The 14,890-nt window shown below is 68.4% G+C and carries 11 protein-coding genes and 1 pseudogene; 4 read left to right on the top strand and 8 right to left on the bottom strand.

What is annotated here, in order from left to right; all coding sequences use genetic code 11:
* The first annotated feature begins 79 nt into the window (after positions 1–79).
* Positions 80–607: a hypothetical protein gene (locus tag ACGFRF_RS10200; protein WP_393738145.1), complete on the top strand. Its 528-nt coding sequence runs from the start codon at positions 80–82 to the stop codon at positions 605–607.
* On the opposite strand, the gene ACGFRF_RS10195 is transcribed toward ACGFRF_RS10200, so the two are convergent.
* The 3 genes from ACGFRF_RS10195 to ACGFRF_RS10185 form a co-directional block, all read right to left on the bottom strand.
* The gene (locus ACGFRF_RS10195; RefSeq protein WP_393738144.1) at positions 604–1,947 is read right to left on the bottom strand and encodes a M14 family metallopeptidase; all 1,344 of its coding nucleotides are present in this window, start codon (positions 1,945–1,947) and stop codon (positions 604–606) included. The genes ACGFRF_RS10200 and ACGFRF_RS10195 overlap by 4 nt on opposite strands.
* Before the next feature lie 210 nt (positions 1,948–2,157).
* Positions 2,158–2,361, bottom strand: coding sequence for a DUF397 domain-containing protein (locus ACGFRF_RS10190; protein ID WP_393738143.1), 204 nt, complete (start codon positions 2,359–2,361; stop codon positions 2,158–2,160).
* An 8-nt stretch (positions 2,362–2,369) separates the two neighbouring features.
* Complete coding sequence (locus tag ACGFRF_RS10185; protein ID WP_393738142.1) at positions 2,370–3,221, bottom strand: helix-turn-helix domain-containing protein; 852 nt, start codon at positions 3,219–3,221, stop codon at positions 2,370–2,372.
* Between the two features lie 206 nt (positions 3,222–3,427).
* Here ACGFRF_RS10185 and ACGFRF_RS10180 point away from each other — a divergent pair, with 206 nt between their 5' ends.
* The gene (locus tag ACGFRF_RS10180; RefSeq protein WP_393738141.1) at positions 3,428–3,832 is read left to right on the top strand and encodes an ATP-binding protein; all 405 of its coding nucleotides are present in this window, start codon (positions 3,428–3,430) and stop codon (positions 3,830–3,832) included.
* A 32-nt stretch (positions 3,833–3,864) separates the two neighbouring features.
* Positions 3,865–4,748: pseudogene (locus ACGFRF_RS10175) on the top strand (hypothetical protein).
* A 658-nt stretch (positions 4,749–5,406) separates the two neighbouring features.
* Here ACGFRF_RS10175 and ACGFRF_RS10170 read toward each other — a convergent pair.
* From ACGFRF_RS10170 to ACGFRF_RS10150, 5 genes are all read right to left on the bottom strand, one after another.
* Complete coding sequence (locus ACGFRF_RS10170; protein ID WP_393738140.1) at positions 5,407–5,772, bottom strand: hypothetical protein; 366 nt, start codon at positions 5,770–5,772, stop codon at positions 5,407–5,409.
* A gap of 1 nt (position 5,773) precedes the next feature.
* The gene (locus ACGFRF_RS10165; RefSeq protein WP_393738139.1) at positions 5,774–10,495 is read right to left on the bottom strand and encodes a putative T7SS-secreted protein; all 4,722 of its coding nucleotides are present in this window, start codon (positions 10,493–10,495) and stop codon (positions 5,774–5,776) included.
* A complete protein-coding gene (locus ACGFRF_RS10160) occupies positions 10,495–11,139 on the bottom strand; it encodes a hypothetical protein (RefSeq protein WP_393738138.1) in 645 nt (214 codons plus the stop codon). Before ACGFRF_RS10160 ends, ACGFRF_RS10165 begins: the two co-directional genes overlap by 1 nt.
* Complete coding sequence (locus ACGFRF_RS10155; protein ID WP_393738137.1) at positions 11,136–11,681, bottom strand: hypothetical protein; 546 nt, start codon at positions 11,679–11,681, stop codon at positions 11,136–11,138. Before ACGFRF_RS10155 ends, ACGFRF_RS10160 begins: the two co-directional genes overlap by 4 nt.
* 160 nt (positions 11,682–11,841) lie before the next feature.
* Entirely contained in the window at positions 11,842–13,557 is a 1,716-nt protein-coding gene (locus ACGFRF_RS10150) for a chitinase (protein WP_393738136.1), read from the bottom strand.
* Between the two features lie 304 nt (positions 13,558–13,861).
* On the opposite strand from ACGFRF_RS10150, the gene ACGFRF_RS10145 reads away from it, so the two are divergent.
* On the top strand, positions 13,862–14,722 hold the full coding sequence (locus ACGFRF_RS10145) for a hypothetical protein (protein WP_393738135.1): 861 nt from the start codon (positions 13,862–13,864) through the stop codon (positions 14,720–14,722).
* Positions 14,723–14,890 lie beyond the last annotated feature (168 nt).

Raw genomic sequence — 14,890 nt, 5'->3', positions numbered from 1 at the left:
TCGCACGAGTGGCCCGTGTGCGGCAGGTGTTGGGCGGGCTGACTGGTTCCGGCACAGGGAAGTCGTCCATACTGCCGCCGTGGAGCAGCGCATAGGATCGAGCAGCAAGCCCCTCAAGGGCGAGCCCGTGACGGGCGCCGGTTTCGACCCGGCCTTCATCCCCGGCATCACGGCTCCGGCCCCGGTCCCGGCTCAGGCCGAGACCGGGCCGCGGGACGCGGAGCCGGAAGCGGTGGCGGAACCGGAGGAGCCGGCGCGTACCGAGGAACCGGAGGGCCAGGACCCGGCACAGCCGGTGGAACCGGCGGACGAGGAGGAGGCGGCCGACGGCCCCGTCTTCGAGGCCGCCGACCGCCGCGCGAAGATCGTGGCCGACCGCAGGGGCGTCCGCCTCAGCCTCGACGAGGAGTCCTGCGAGTTCCGCTGGGACGAGGTCGCCGCGGTGGAGACGGAGTCGCCCCGCTTCGGCAAGCGCTTCACCATCACCGTGCACACCCCTGACCGCCGCTGGTACCCGATCGAGATCGAGGCGACGGCCAGGGCGCGTTTCGCGGAGTGGGAGGCGCAGTTGGACGCCGTGCTGGACGCCTACTTCGAGGAGGCCTAGCCGCAGTACTGGGCGGCCTTGCCGATCGCCCGGTACATGCAGTCGGCGTTCTCCAGCAGCTGCAACACCGCGTCCTTGTTCCGGGAGGTCTCCCGCTCGATCACCTCGTCGGGCGGGTAGAACCCACCCCCGGAACCGGACGCCGGATACATCTCGAACGTGTAGTCGAAGATCTTGTGCGCGCCCCAGAGATAGTCGTCGATCGACCCGTCCGTGATGTACAGGTCGCTCGACTGCTCGGCGGTGTACCCGTTGCCGGCCGCCATCTTCCGCCCCACGGCCTTGAACGCGGCTGCGTCGTCCGCGGTCATCCCGGTGGCGGTGTCCGAGTACGTGTACCCGAACGGCCACAGCACCAGCTCGCTGTAGGTGTGGAAGTCGATCCCGGCCCTGATCTGCTGCTTGCCCCCGACGACCCGGCCGCGCACGAAGTCGGCGACGACCTTCACCTCGGGCGCGGACTCGGCGGCGGAACCCCGGTAGGTCTCGGACGAGGCCGATCCTGACGACCCGCCGCAGCAGCCCCACTTGTAGTCCCAGTTCCGGTTGAGGTCCGTGCCGACGTACGACGAGCCGGAGTTGGGCTGCCGGTTCTTCCGCCAGGACCGGTAGGACCCGGTGGCGATGTCGTACTCGCCGCCGTCCGGGTTCAGGTCCGGGACGATCCATATCTCCCGGCTGTCGACGATGTTCGTGATCCGGGAGTCGGTCCCGTACCCCGCGCCGAGTTCGCGCAGCAGATACAGCGCCATCTCCACGGTCAGATGCTCGCGCGCATGCTGATGGAAGGTGAACAGCACCTCGGGCTCGTCCTCGTCGCTGCCGACGTTGTCACTGACCTTGACGGCGACGATGTCCCGCCCCTGGTACGACTTCCCGATCACCCGCTTGCTCATGATGTCGGGGTGGGCGGCGAGCCGCTGGTCGATCTCGGCGTTGGCCTCGGCGTAGTTGTGGTACTTCGAGTCGGCGGTCGGGAAGTCGAACAGCCGCGCCCCGGACCGCGCCGGCGCGGCCCCCAGCGGACTGACGCTGTACCCGAGCCGGCGCAGCTTCCGGATCTGGTCCGCGCGCCCGGAGACGACGACGGTCTCCTCATCGGCCTCGTCCACGGTGACCCCGGTCGCCTGAATGGCCGTACGGGTCACGGGAGTCGTGCGCTGGTGGATCTCGTACTGCCGGATGTCGTCGCCGGAGGGCGCGACCTTGCGGACACTGTCGGCACTGGCCTGGGTGGCGGTCGCCGAGACGGGGGCGGCGAGGGCGAGGGCCAGCAGCGCGCCGAGCCCGGCGATACGTCTGCCGCCGCGCGGCCCTGAGCCGCGGGTGCGAAGTCGCATGAACTCTCCTTGAGGTGGAGGTGGGGGTGTTTCAGTGCGACGTGCGGCGCTCCATCATCCGTGAGTGTCATGGTCATATCAAGCACTGGCAACGGCTCGGCTGAAACTCACCGACCGGCCTCTTCGAACGCCCAGGGGCAGGATCCGCGTCAGCCCACCACGCTGTGGAAGAGCGCGGGGTGCTGTGGGCCGCCGTAGCCGCCGGCGGCATCACTCCGGCTTGGTGGAGCGAGTCTCCTTGAGGCCCTGAACGAAGGAAGCGAACGCGGCGACCGGGAAGGTGAGGGTGGCTCCGGCGGGGGCCTTGGAGTCGCGGACGGCTATGTGGGTGTCCAGGTCCGCGATCTCGACGCAGTCGTTGCCCTCGCCTCCGCCGGAGAAGGACGACTTCTTCCACGAGGTGGGGGTGCTCATGCCGGTCCTCACAGCTCCTTCGCCAACTGGTGAATGAGGTCACGCGACCGCTCCGGGGACAGCGCCTCTTCCTTCACCTTACGGAAGAGCTTTCGAAAGTGCTCCAGTTGGGCTTCGGAGTCGACGAAGGCCGTGCCATGCGGAGCGTCGCGCACGACGGTGTCCAGCCGGGGGACCGCTCCGCCCAGGTGGACCATGGTGCTGCCCCCGCCGGCGAAGTCGTCCAGGGCGAAGGGGACGACCCGAACGGTGACGTGGTCGGCTTCGGCCAGTTCCAGGATGCGGTTCAGCTGATCCCGGGAGGTTGCGCGCCCGCCCACCTTGATGCGGAGCGCCGCTTCATGGATCACGGTCTCGTAGGGGATGGGGTCGGGGCCGTCGATGACGACCCTCCGTTTCATCCGGTGCTCCACACGGAGGTCCACCTCGCTCGCCGGGAACTCGGGGTTCATGTAGGCGAAGAGGGCTCTGGCGTACGCCTCCGTCTGGAAGAGCCCAGGTACGTGGATGACCGCCACGTCATGGCGGAACGTCGCGTGATGGTCCAGTTCGGCGAGGTCCTGGTAGGCGGCGGGGAGGACGCCGCGGTACTGCTCCCACCAGCCTCGCGTCCGGTCGGTCGCCATGGCCGCCAGGGCATCGATCAATGCTTCGTCGGCGCAGGCGTAGTTGGCGGCCAGTCGACGCACGCGCTGCTCGCTCACCCCTGCGATCCCGGACTCGATCTGACTCATCTGCACGGAGTTCACCCCGAGCAGACCGCCCGCCTCGGTGGCTTTGAGCCCGGCAGCTTCGCGCAGTCTCCGGAGTTCGGTCCCCAGGCGTGCCTGGCGTGCTGTGGGGTGCCGTCGTGCTGGCACGGCGTCCTTCCTTCCTCAACGGCCATGATGAGGCGACTCGTTCGGGTGTCAGGCTACGCGACCCAGTTGCAGCGAATGAAATTTATGACCTACCGTCGGTGACGTAGCGCACACACAGCGGAAGCGCACCGCTCTGTCCTGCCGTGACGGCTGCGGCAATGCCACCGCACACGAAATCCCTTGTATCCCGCCGGAGTTGATGACGCATGCCCGAAACCTGGGACTACACCCTCTACATCCCCAACGACCTCAGAGCCGTCACCGTCTGCCGCCGCACCCTGCGCCTGATCCTCACCCTGCACGGCCTGATCGGCCTGGTCGACACCGCCGAACTGCTGGCGACGGAGCTGGTCTCCAACGCCGTACGGCACACGAAGGGGCCGGCCGCGCTGAGGGTTCGCCGCACCCGGGAGGGGGTGGTGTGGATCGGGGCGTGGGACACGGACCCCGAGCCGCCCCCTCCGCCCCGGCCGCTGGAGCAGGTCGCCGACCTGGAGGACGGGCGGGGTCTGGGGCTGGTGAGGGCCTGCGCGGACTACTGGGGCTGGCAGCCGTCGGCGCGGTTCGGGGACCGGGGCAAGTTCGTGTGGTGCGAACTCGCGGCGGCCTAGCTCGTTGATCACGTCGTACGAAAGGAGAGCTGATGGTCGGCTCGTCGCACGAGGCGCTGCACCGGATCTTCCAGAAGGACCCGGCGCTGCTGACGCGGGCGTTACAGCGGGTGCTGCACGTGCCGTTTCCCGAGTCGAGGGAGATCGCGGCGCTGAACGTGGACCTCACCGAGATCGAACCGGTCGAGCGGCGCGTGGATACGCTGTTGCGGGCGGAGACGGACGCGGGGACCTATCTCCTCGTGGCGGAGTCGCAGGGAAGGTGGACGAGCGGAAGCGGGGCAGTTGGCCGTACTACCTCTCCTACCTGTACGAGAAGTACCGCTGCGAGCCGGTGCTCATCGTCATCACCCAGAGCAGCTCGACGGCGAAGTGGGCGTCGCGTCCGATCCGGCTCGGTTTCCCGGGCTGGCACTCGCTGACGGTGCGTCCGCTGGTGCTGGGTCCGGACAACGTGCCGGTGATCGCGGACGAGCGGCAGGCCGAGCGGGACGTACCTCTTGCGGTGCTGTCGGCGATGACACACGGGCGTGGCCCGCAGGCTCCGGCCATACTGGAATCCCTGGCCACCGCCCTGCGGACCATCGATGCCGACAGTGCCGCAGTCTTCGTGCAGTTCGTCGACTCCTGCCTGGCCGACCCCCAGGCGAAGCAGATGTGGAGGGACCTGATGACGGCGATCCAGTACTTCTGGCGACACCCGCTGGCCGAGCAGGTGCGTGAGGAAGGCCGAGAGCAGGGCCGCGCCGAGGCCAAGGCCGAGATGGTTCTCCAGGTTCTGGAATGGCGCGGCATTTTCGTGCCGGACGCCGTACGTGAGCGGGTGAGCGCCTGTACGGACCTCGACCAGCTGGAGACCTGGGCCCAGCGAGCCGTACACGCAACGGACGCGGCGGAGCTGTTCGCCGGGGAGTGAATGAGTGGCCGTTGGGCCGCTCGCCGCTTGTCCAGCGGTTGGTTTCGGCCAGTTCCAGGATGTGGTTCAGCTGATCCCGGGACGCGCCCGCTCACCATGATACGGAGCGCCGCTTCATGGCTCACTCTCGTACGGGATGGGGTCGGGGCCGTCGATGACGACTCTCCATTTCATCCGGTGCTCCACACGGAGGTGCTCCCAGCAGCCTCGCCTTCGGCCGGTCGCCATGGCCGGCGCGGCCTGCGCTGGGAGCCCTTGGGTCAGTTCGCCGGGAGGGGGGATCTCCTGGAGCCTCCGGATGATCAAACCAAAATCCGAAAGTGCCTTGAGGTAGAAGTCCTGGCCCTGGGTGGGATGGAGTGCACCATATCTGCAAAAGCGGGACTTGGGAGTCCTTGCGCCTAGTGCAAACTCCGGCGTGGTAGCAGTGCCCACTTCCGTCTTGTCCTGTCGAGCGTCCACTCGACTGGGTGGGAATCCCTCTCACGGCATCCTCGATGTACGCTGCGATACCTTCACGGGGGGCACGCGTAGCGCCACCCCATGTATGGAACCTGCTGATAGCCGTACACCTCGTTGTATTTCGTGGGTAATCTGCACCAGGCAAGTTCTCGAAACCGACTGAGAGTCTGCATGGCTTCCGTGCGAGTCGGCGCCACTATGCAGAAGACAGAATTTTCCTTTTCTCTGTTTCGTAAGCTTCGAGGGCTTCAGGAAGGCGATCGTAGTAAGCTTCCCAGAATCCTGGACGACTCCATGGCTCCGGGCCAAGTGTGAAGGAGCCTGAGTCATACTGGAAGTAGCGCCAGGAAGGCGGGATGAGAGGAGAGGTCACCGTAAAAGCCCTGCCGTCGAACAGCGCAGGATCTTCTCCCTCGATGAATTCCAAGCGGAACAGTGCGCTCTTGTCGTGCGGCGCGAACACTTCGAGCACTGTGTATTCCCTGCCGTCCCTGAGGGCGTCAATGCCTTGAAGGTTTGGGATACCCATAGCTCTTTCTGACGCGAACTGAACACGCATCACGTCACCTCCTGTTCATGACGACCTTGTAGTCGTAGTTCAGTACTCTCCCTGTCGCGAGATTGTAGTAGAAATGTACTTGGAAATCGCCATAGGGTGAGTGGTGTGTTCTTGTGGAGTACTTCCCCCAGTCGCTTAGACTACTTCCGTCGCTAACCATGAGATCGCGAACTATCTGATTGTCGAGTTGCTCTCCAGGTATGGCAACGCGCGACTCCATGATCGCCTGAGGAGTGAGCAATCCACTTTCAGTAAATAGAGAATCGGCCGACTCTCGGCGTAACTGATCTGCCAGTCGCTCGCCGCCGGCTGATCCGGATATGAAGTTTTCGTTGGCTGCCTTTCCCTCCTTCCCCGTGGTGTTCAGGCATCTCGGAGCAAGGCCCAGAGGGTCGGTCCACGTGAGCGGGTTATGGACGTAGGTGATGGAGTTTGGGGCAGCTGTGAGCCCCAATGGGTCGGCCGTGAGGTAACGGGCAGTCTCGGGGTCGTAATGGCGGAAGTAGTTGTAGTGGAGGCCTGTTTCCGGGTCGTAGTACTGGCCTGGGAAGCGTAGGGGCGTGTAGGTGGTGCTGTTTGCGGACCACGCCGTCGTTCCCCACAGGGTGCTTCGGGTACGCCAGGCGATGTCGCCCTGCTCGTCGATGAGTTCACTGGGTGTGCCGACCAGGTCGGTGACGATGGCGAAGAAGCGGGAGTCGATCTCCTCCTGTGGGGCGTCGGCTGGGGTGATGCGTTCTGTTTGGGCCAGGGGGCGCAGGCCCTGGTGGTGCCAGGTGAGGGTGACCGGGTTGGGGAGGTCAAGAGATGCCGTTGTCTGTTCACAGAGGGTGGTGCCGTCCCAGGTGAAGTCCACCCTCTCCAGCACCGTTTCGCCGTCGTCCGCCAGGCGTAGTTTCGCCGTGCGCCGACCCAGAGGGTCGTACGTGTAGCGCCAGCGGGTGCCGTCGGGGGTCACCACCGAGGTCAGGCGGTCCTCGGCGTCCCATTCGTAGCGCCAGGTGTCCGGCTTCCTCGACAGGCGGGTCTTCTGGCGGAGGGTGATGCGGCCCAGGGCGTCGTGTTCGTAGCGGACGTTGCCGGCTCGGGTGATGCGGGTGCCCACGTAGGAGCGTGGGCCCGTTGCCTCGATGCCTGGGTGGTCCGACGGCCAGGACGCCTGGGTCTGGTTGCCTGCCTCGTCGTAGGCGTACCGCTCCGTCCACCCCGCCGCGTGGACCGCAGTCACCCTGCCCGTCGCGTCCAGGTCGAAGCGGCGGGAGCCGGACAGGTGGTCGTCGATACCGATGACGTTGCCGTCGGCGCGGTAGGTGTACGTCCGGTGCTGGACTGTGCGGCCCTCAGTGCCCGTCACCGACTGGGTCGTCAGACGGCCGAGGGTGTCGAAGGTGTGCTCCAACGCGACCGTTCCGCCGATGTGACGGGTGAGTTCGCGGCCCGCGTCGTCGTACGTGAAGTCGATCGCACGACCCGATGCCACCATGCCCGTGCGGCGGCCTGCCGCGTCGTACGACCACGTCGTCTCCGCCCCGGTCGGTGTCGTGCGGCCCGTGCGGCGGCCGAGGGCGTCGTAGGTGTACGTCAGCGTGCGGCCGTTGACCGTTTCCGAGTGGAGGCGGCCGTAGCGGTCGCGGAGGAGGGTCAGGGTGGTGCCGTCCGGGCCGGTTGCCTGGGCCAGTTGGTCGGTCAGGTCGTAGGCGTAGGTCGTGACCTGGCCCGCGGCGTCCTTGCGGAGCACCTGGCCGAGTTCGTTGCGCTCGAAGGACACCACCTCGCCGAGGGCGTTCCTCCGGGAGGTCAGGCGGCTCGCCGCGTCGTACGCGTAAGTCAGCGTGCGGTCGTCGAAGTCCGTCTCCGTCACCAGGCGGCCGGCCGCGTCGTACTCGTACGTCCACGTCAGGCCCTGCGGGTTGGTTACCTTGGTCAGGCGGAGTTCGGTGTCGTGGGCGAACTCGTAGCGGACTCCGTCCGGGCCCGTCCGTGCGGTCAGCAGGTCGAAGTGGGTGTACTCGAAGCGGGAGACACCGCCGAGCGGGTCGGTGTGGCTGGTGCAGTTGCCTTCGCCGTCGTACGTCCACGTCTCCGTCGTGCCGTCGGGGGCCGTGCGGCGGGTCAGGTGGCCCTCGATCGACCATTCCAGCAGCGTCGTCGCGCCGGTCGGGTCCGTGATGGCGACGGGACGGCCGAGAGCGTTCCGTTCGTATCGTGTGGTCGCGCCCAGCGGATCCGTCACCTCGACCGGCAGGCCCGCGCGGTCGCAGACGACCGTGGTCGTGTGGCCCAGCGGGTCGGTCACGGACCTCAGGTGGCCGGCCTCCGTGTACGCGAAGTGCGTCGTCCGGCCCGCAGGATCCGTCACCGAGGTGCGGTTGCCCCGCTCGTCGTAGGTCTGGCGGAGCACCGTGCCGTCCTGGTTCACCACCTTCACCGGCAGGCCCAGGTCGTTGTATTCAGCCTTCGCCTCGCGGCCGTCCGGGCGCACGACCCGCATGAGGCTGCCGGCCGCGTCGTACTCGAACGTCGTCGTGTGGCCCAGTGGGTCCGTCGTGGACAGCAGGCGGTGGTAGCGGTCCCGGTGGTAGCGGGTTGTCGCGCCCAGGGCGTCGATCTCAGCGACCACCTGCCAGGCCTCGTTGACCAGGTAGCGGCGAGCGTGGCCCTCGCCCGTCGTCGCCGTCGTGGTCCGCAGGCCCGCTTCCGGGTCCGGGTCCCCGTACGTCAGGCGCAGGGCCATGTGGCCGGCCGTGCCGCCCTCCGCTATGCAGCGGTCTTGGTCGTCGTACTCGTACGTGTAGCTGCGGTCGTTCGTGTCCGTCCAGGACGTGACCCGGCCCGCCTCGTCGTACGTGAAGCGAAGCGGCCGGCCGGAGGAGTTGATGACCTCCGTGAGATCGCCGTCCCTGTATGCGAAGCGTTTCAGCTCCTCGCCGGTCGCAGCCAGGTGGTATGCCGTGACGTGACCCGAGTGCGTTGTGATGCGGATGCCTTGGCCGGCGCTCGAGAAGACGCCCAGCGGGGTGCCCTCGGTGTCGTATTCGAAGGTGATCCAGTTGCCGTTGCGGTCGTCTATCCGTTCCAGGACCGCCAGGCCCGCGCCACGGTCGGCGAAGTGCCACGTGCGGTGAGTGCGCGGGTCCGCGATCGTGTAGCCGCCGTCCACCCGGTCCAGCGGGAGGCGGGGGCCGTGGCTCGCCACGGTGGGCAGGCCGGGCGCCGGGTGGGGGTACGACAGGAGCAGGCCGTCCTCCGTGACGAAGACGACTCCCTCCGCGTCGATCTCCAGGCGCTGGTCCAGGGTGGAGGACCAGGACGGGCCGAACCAGCGGCCGAGGTGGTAGCCGGACTCCACCCGACGCTTGAGGATCAGGGGGAGTATGCCGGGGAGGGCGACGTCCGTCTGCGGCAGGTACATCTTGCCGGTGGCGAGGTCGATGGGGTCGGTGCCGCCGCTGTGCACCGAGTCGCTTTCACGGGACGGCTGGTGCGGGTCCTCGCTCACCCGTCCCCGAGCCGAGGTTCCGGCGTCCTCCGCGCCTTCCTCCACCGCGTTCCGGGCGGTCTTGCGCAAGCCCTGCTCCGCGATCCCTTCCACGCCTTCCTTCAGCGCGAGCCGCATCCCGCCCCGCGCGAGCCCCGCGCCCTTCGTACCGATCATTTCCGGGACCATGCGGCCGAAGAACTCGGACGGGTCCTTCTTGACGCCGTCGACGGCGGCCTGGACGGCCCGTTCGGGGTGCGCGGTGGTGGAGACCAGGCCGGAGAGCGTCATGCTGACGTTCTGCAGGTAGGCGGCGGGGTGGGTGAGGTTGTAGGGGTCGACGGGGTTCAGGCCGCGGACGAAGGTGACCAGGCCGGCCGTGCCCTTGAGGACGCCTCCGGTGAAGTGGGTGAGTTCGGTGGTGGTGGCCTTGAAGTTGTCGGTGAGGTCGTTGCCCAGGCGCTCCGGGGGCGGGGGCTCGGCGGGCGCGTGGGCGAGTGCCTCCTTGACCTTGCCCTGTGCCTCGGAGGCGGCGGTGTTCCGCTGCTTGCGGGCCTGGGCGAGCTTGTGGACGGCGGCTTCGACGTCGGCCTTGCCCGGGTCGTGAAAGGGGCCGGGCTTCGGACCCGGGTCCTGGTCCGCCTTGATTTTGGCGTTGTAGGCGTCGACCTTCTTGTTGTATGCGTCGACCGCGTCCTGGGACGCCTTCATGCCCTTCTTGTAGAGGGTGATGGCCTCCTTCGCCTGGCCCTGCGCCCACGTGACGGTGTCCGCGTACGACTCCAGGGCAGCCGCCGCCGTCTTGCAGGCCTCGGCCGCCTGCGTCCACTTCGCGGGGTGGACGCCGAACTTCTGGCGGAACGCGTCACCGCCCTCGCCCTTCCAGCCGGAGGAGTCGACCTTCTTCAGACCCTGACCGACCTTGTCGAACGCGCCGTGGAAGTCCCGCAGGTGCTTGGCGCTCTCGCGGATCTTGGCCGGTTTGCCGTGGACGAGTTCGTCGGCCTCCTCGCTCTGGCCGAGCTGCTGTTCTCCAGGGGTGGCGCCCAGGTCGGAGGCGAGGTCGTCGCCCCAGTCCTCGACGGCGTCCGCCCAGTCGTGCGCCCCGACGTAGTCCAGGCCGTCGCCCAGCTTGTTCGTGGCGTAGTCGACGCCCTCGCCGAGTTTCTTCTTGCCCTCGTCGTAGAGGTGTTCGCCGTAGTCGAGGCCCTTGTTGAGGCCGTCACCGATGTCACCGAGGATGCCCATCAGTTGCCACCGTGCTCCTGCTCGGTGGTCCGGGCGCGGGCCTCGGGGGAGGGGCCGAAGGTGTCGTCGAGGTACTTGGCGTACTCGGCGTCCGTCATGCCGAAGGTGTCGGCGCCCGGGCTCAGCGGTCCCAGCACCTGTGAGGTCGCCATGTCACGGCCGGCGTCCTTCCAGCCCTGCTTGCTGTTGGCCCAGGCCTGCTCGAAGGACTCCTTGCTGTAGTCCACATCACCGCCGTACGCGCCGGACGTGGCGATCTCGCCGTAGCCCATCTTCTCGACGTCCTCCTCGGAGGCGTACGGGTTGCCGATGGCCGCGTTCTCGACGACCTTGAGGGTGCCCCCGACGTACTGGTCGGTCTCGTAGTACGTGCCCGCCGCCAGGCCCGCCTTCTGGGCGAACCCGTTGCCCTCGTTGATCAGCGACCGCACACCCCACCCCCAGCGCTCGCAGAACGACCTGAACTCGCCCGTGAGCCCCTCGTGGCCCAGCTCAAGGCCGGACAGCGCGATGTCACCGAACCCCCGCCCGGCCCCGGCCTCGCCGACCATGCCGAGTTCCCTCAGCTCGCCCAGCGCCTCGGTCAGTCCCTTGGCGATCAGACCCAGCCCGTCCGTCGCCAGGTCCTTGCCGCCATCGGTCACTTCATGTCCCCCGTCTCCGCCTCGACGTCGACCGCCGCCCCGTCCGGCACGACGCCGCGCACCGGCGGGAACAGCGCGCCCTCGCCCTCACTCCCCACGTCCAGGGCCACCCCGCACGGCACCCCCACGGCAGGGACCGCCGCGTCCAGCAGGCGCGCCCCGAGCCACCGCTGGTACGCCCACTGCCGGTCGTCCTCACCCCGCGCGAGGGCGAAGCGGGCCAGCGCATGCTCGTTCGAGAAGGCATAGATCCAGCGGACGCCGCCGAAGTCGGCCGCCAGGGGGGCGTCATCCTCGTCCACCGGCACCAGCACAGCGCTACGCCGGAACTCGCCCAGCAGAACTGCGAACTCATGGCGCCGGCGCTCAGCGGCCTTCGCGGCATCGGTGAAGGTCGCCGCATGCTCGGGCAAAGTGGTGCCCTCGAATGTCTCGGGTCCGGTCGGGTCCCGCTGGTCGGTGTGGGCCAGGTCAACGTAGTCGTTCAGCCGTGACCTGGGTGTTCGTGCCACCGAGTCGGCGTCGCCCCCGTGTTCAGCCATGCATCAGATCATCACATCGGCGCCTTGGCGACTGCAACGCGGTACACGCCCAGCCGCTCGGATATGGCCGAACCCCGTCGCCGCACACGACAGCGCCCGGAGCCGCGAAGGCACCGGGCGCTGCAGGTCAGCAGGCGCTGTGGGTCAGCGGGCGCTCAGGTCATGGCAGGGCGTGCACATGCGCCCCCACCGCGTTCGACCACGCGTTGCCCGACGTCGCGTCCCAGTTCGTGGACCAGGTCATCGCGCCGCGCAGGGCGGGGTAGGTCCTGGACGGCTTGAAGGTGCCGCAGCCGGTGCCCTTGGCCAGGCAGTCCAGGGCGTTGTTCACGACCGTGGGGGAGACGTAGCCGCTGCCTGCGGCGCTCGTGGAGGCCGGGAGGCCGAGGCCCACCTGGGACGGGGAGAGGCCGCCCTCCAGCTGGATGCAGGCGAGCGCGGTGAGGAAGTCCACCGAGCCCTGGCTGTACACCTTGCCGTCGCAGCCCAGCATGGAACCGCTGTTGTAGTACTGCATGTTGACGACCGTGAGGATGTCCTTGATGTTCAGGGCCGTCTGGAAGTAGGAGTTCGACGTCGACTGCATGTCGATCGTCTGCGGGGCCATCGTGATGACCAGGGAGGAGCCGGCCTTCGACGACAACGCACGCAGCGCCTGTGTCATGTACGTCGCGTTGAGACCGTTCTCCAGGTCGATGTCGACGCCGTCGAAGCCGTACGTCTGCATCAGGGAGTAGACGGAGTTGGCGAAGTTCGCCGCCGACGCCCCGTCGTTGACCGACACCGTGCCGTTCTGGCCGCCGATCGAGATGATGACCTTCTTGCCGGCCGCCTGCTTGGCCTTGATGTCCGCCTTGAACTGGTCGACGGTGTAGCCGCCGAGGCCGGCCGAGTCCAGGTTGAAGGCCACCGCGCCCGGCGTCGAGGTCGCGTCCGCGAAGGCCACCGCGATGATGTCGTAGGCGGAGGGGACGTCGGACAGCTTCTGGACCCTGGCGCCGTTGTTGAAGTTCTGCCAGTAGCCCGTCACGGCGTGCTTGGGCAGCGCGCCGCCTCCGCCGCCCGTGCCGGAGGACGTCGTCGCCGACACCGACGCCGACTTCGCCGACTCGCCCGCCGCGTTGGTCGCCGTCACCTGGAAGGAGTACGACGTCGAGGCCGCGAGGCCGGTCACGGTCGCCGACGTGCCGGTCACCGCCGTCACCTTCGTACCGTCGCGGTAGACGTTGTAGCCCGCCGCGCCCGACACCGCGGACCAGGAGAGGGAGACGGACGAGGCGGTCGTACCGGAGACCGTCAGGCCGGCCGGGGCGGCGGGGACGGTCGGGGCCGGGTCGCCGCCTCCGCCGCCGTCGGGGCCGTACACCGAGACGTCGTCGGCGTAGTAGGCGGCCTGGCCGTACCAGCCGTGGGTGTACACCGTGACGGAGGTGGTGGAGGAGCCCGTGGTGAACGTCGTCGACAGCTGCTTCCAGCTCGTCGTGTCCGGGGTCCACGTCGAGACGTCCGTCGTTCCCGTGCCCGTCACGCCCAGGTAGGAGTAGCCGCCCTGGACCCACGCGCTCAGCGTGTACGTGGAGTTCGGCTTGACCGCCACCGACTGGGTGCAGCGGGCGTTGTCCTGCCCGGCCGGGGTCGCCTTCAGGGCGGAAGTGCCCCCGTGCACCGGGGAGGTAACCGCCGTGCCGCTGCCGGCCGTGCAGGTCCAGTTGGTCAGGCCCGACTCGAAGCCCGCGTTCTTGACGTTGTTGACGTCCGCGGCGGACGCGGGGGAGGCCGCGGCGAGGCCCGCGACCGAGAGGGCGAGGGCGGTGGCGGCGGACCACGTGGCGAGTCGCCGGCCGCGGGGTCTGGGTATGCCTGGTGCGCGCTCCACTGGAGCCTCCGGGTGGGGGAGTTCGACGGGGAGGTGGTGAGACGGTGGCCACCGCTGGCCTACAAGTTGGTCCAGACCAATCCGGGTGTCAAGAGGTCCAGACCAAAACCGTCTCCGCTCGGCGACGCAACCTGTCCTGTTTTGGCGGGACTTGCTCCGAGAGAGTTCCACGCGAGCTTCACAAACGCTGTTCTCCCGTCATACGGCCGTGGATACAGTGCTCACGTAGTCACGCAATGAAGTCGTTCTGGCGCACTGGAGTGACACCGGTGGGCCGGCGGGTGGGAAGAGCGGGGAGCTGCGCGTGCCAACTGCCATTGCCGTGACCAGTGCCGACATGGCGCTGCCGGCGCAGGACGAACGAACCATGCCCGCCGTCGTGCTGCGCGACCTCGACCGGCGGCCACTGGACCAGGCCCTCGCCGAGGTGCACGCCCTGACCGAGCAGTACGGGTACCTGGTCGTCCTGTGCTCACCGGCCACCCCCGAGCCCGTCGTACGACGGCTGTACACCCTGCGCTCGCTGCTGGAGAGCGACCGCATCGCCTTCTTCCGGCCCGAACTGCCGCCCCTCGCCGTCGCCGTCCTGGCCCGCCAGCTGCGCCAGCTCGCCTCCTGCGATCTGAGCCCGGGCGTGCTGGCCTCCGCCGGGCGGCTGCTCACCCACTACCTCCACGCCGGCGCCGTCCTCGGCTCCGTCGCCAAGCTGGACCGCGTCCCGGTGGGGCTCAAGGCGCACGCCAAGTCCTGGGTGCCGGGCAACCAGTTCGCGGTCCTCGCCCACCCCGAGCCGCAGCTCGTGCGGATCGGTCCCGGGGCCGTGCTGAAGGGGCCCGAGTTCAACACCTGGCTGCTCGTCGCCAAGGGGCAGTTGCAGAGCGACTGGGCCGCGGGCCTCGGCACGGCATGGAAGGTGCACGGCCTGCGCGAGACCCCGCTGCCCGCCGAGTCCCCGGTGTGGTGGGGCACCGGCCGGATGATCGAGTTCTGCAGCTACCTCGCCGATCTGTCGGTCCTCTACCAGCTGGTCACGTCCGTGCGGCAGACCAGCTGCCACTGGTGCGGCCTCGACGTCATCGGCGACCGATGCGTCTTCTGCTCCGCCACCCCGCCCGTCCACGAACCACCCGCGCCCCGCGCCCTGGAACAACGCACGCCCGCCTGACCGGCCCGACAGCCGTGACGCGCACGCCCGCCCGACCGGCCCCCACCCGTAGCCCGCCCGACCGGCCCGCCCCGACACCGACCCCCGTGATGCGCCCGACCGGCCCGCCCGACACCGGCACTCACATCCCGTTCGACCGGCCCGACACAGACACTCACATCCCGCTCG

It is taken from the genome of Streptomyces sp. NPDC048521 (genome assembly GCF_043199855.1).
Classification (GTDB): domain Bacteria; phylum Actinomycetota; class Actinomycetes; order Streptomycetales; family Streptomycetaceae; genus Streptomyces.
The sequence above is the reverse complement of the archived record's forward strand: the minus strand, read 5'-3'. Positions and strand labels throughout refer to the sequence as shown.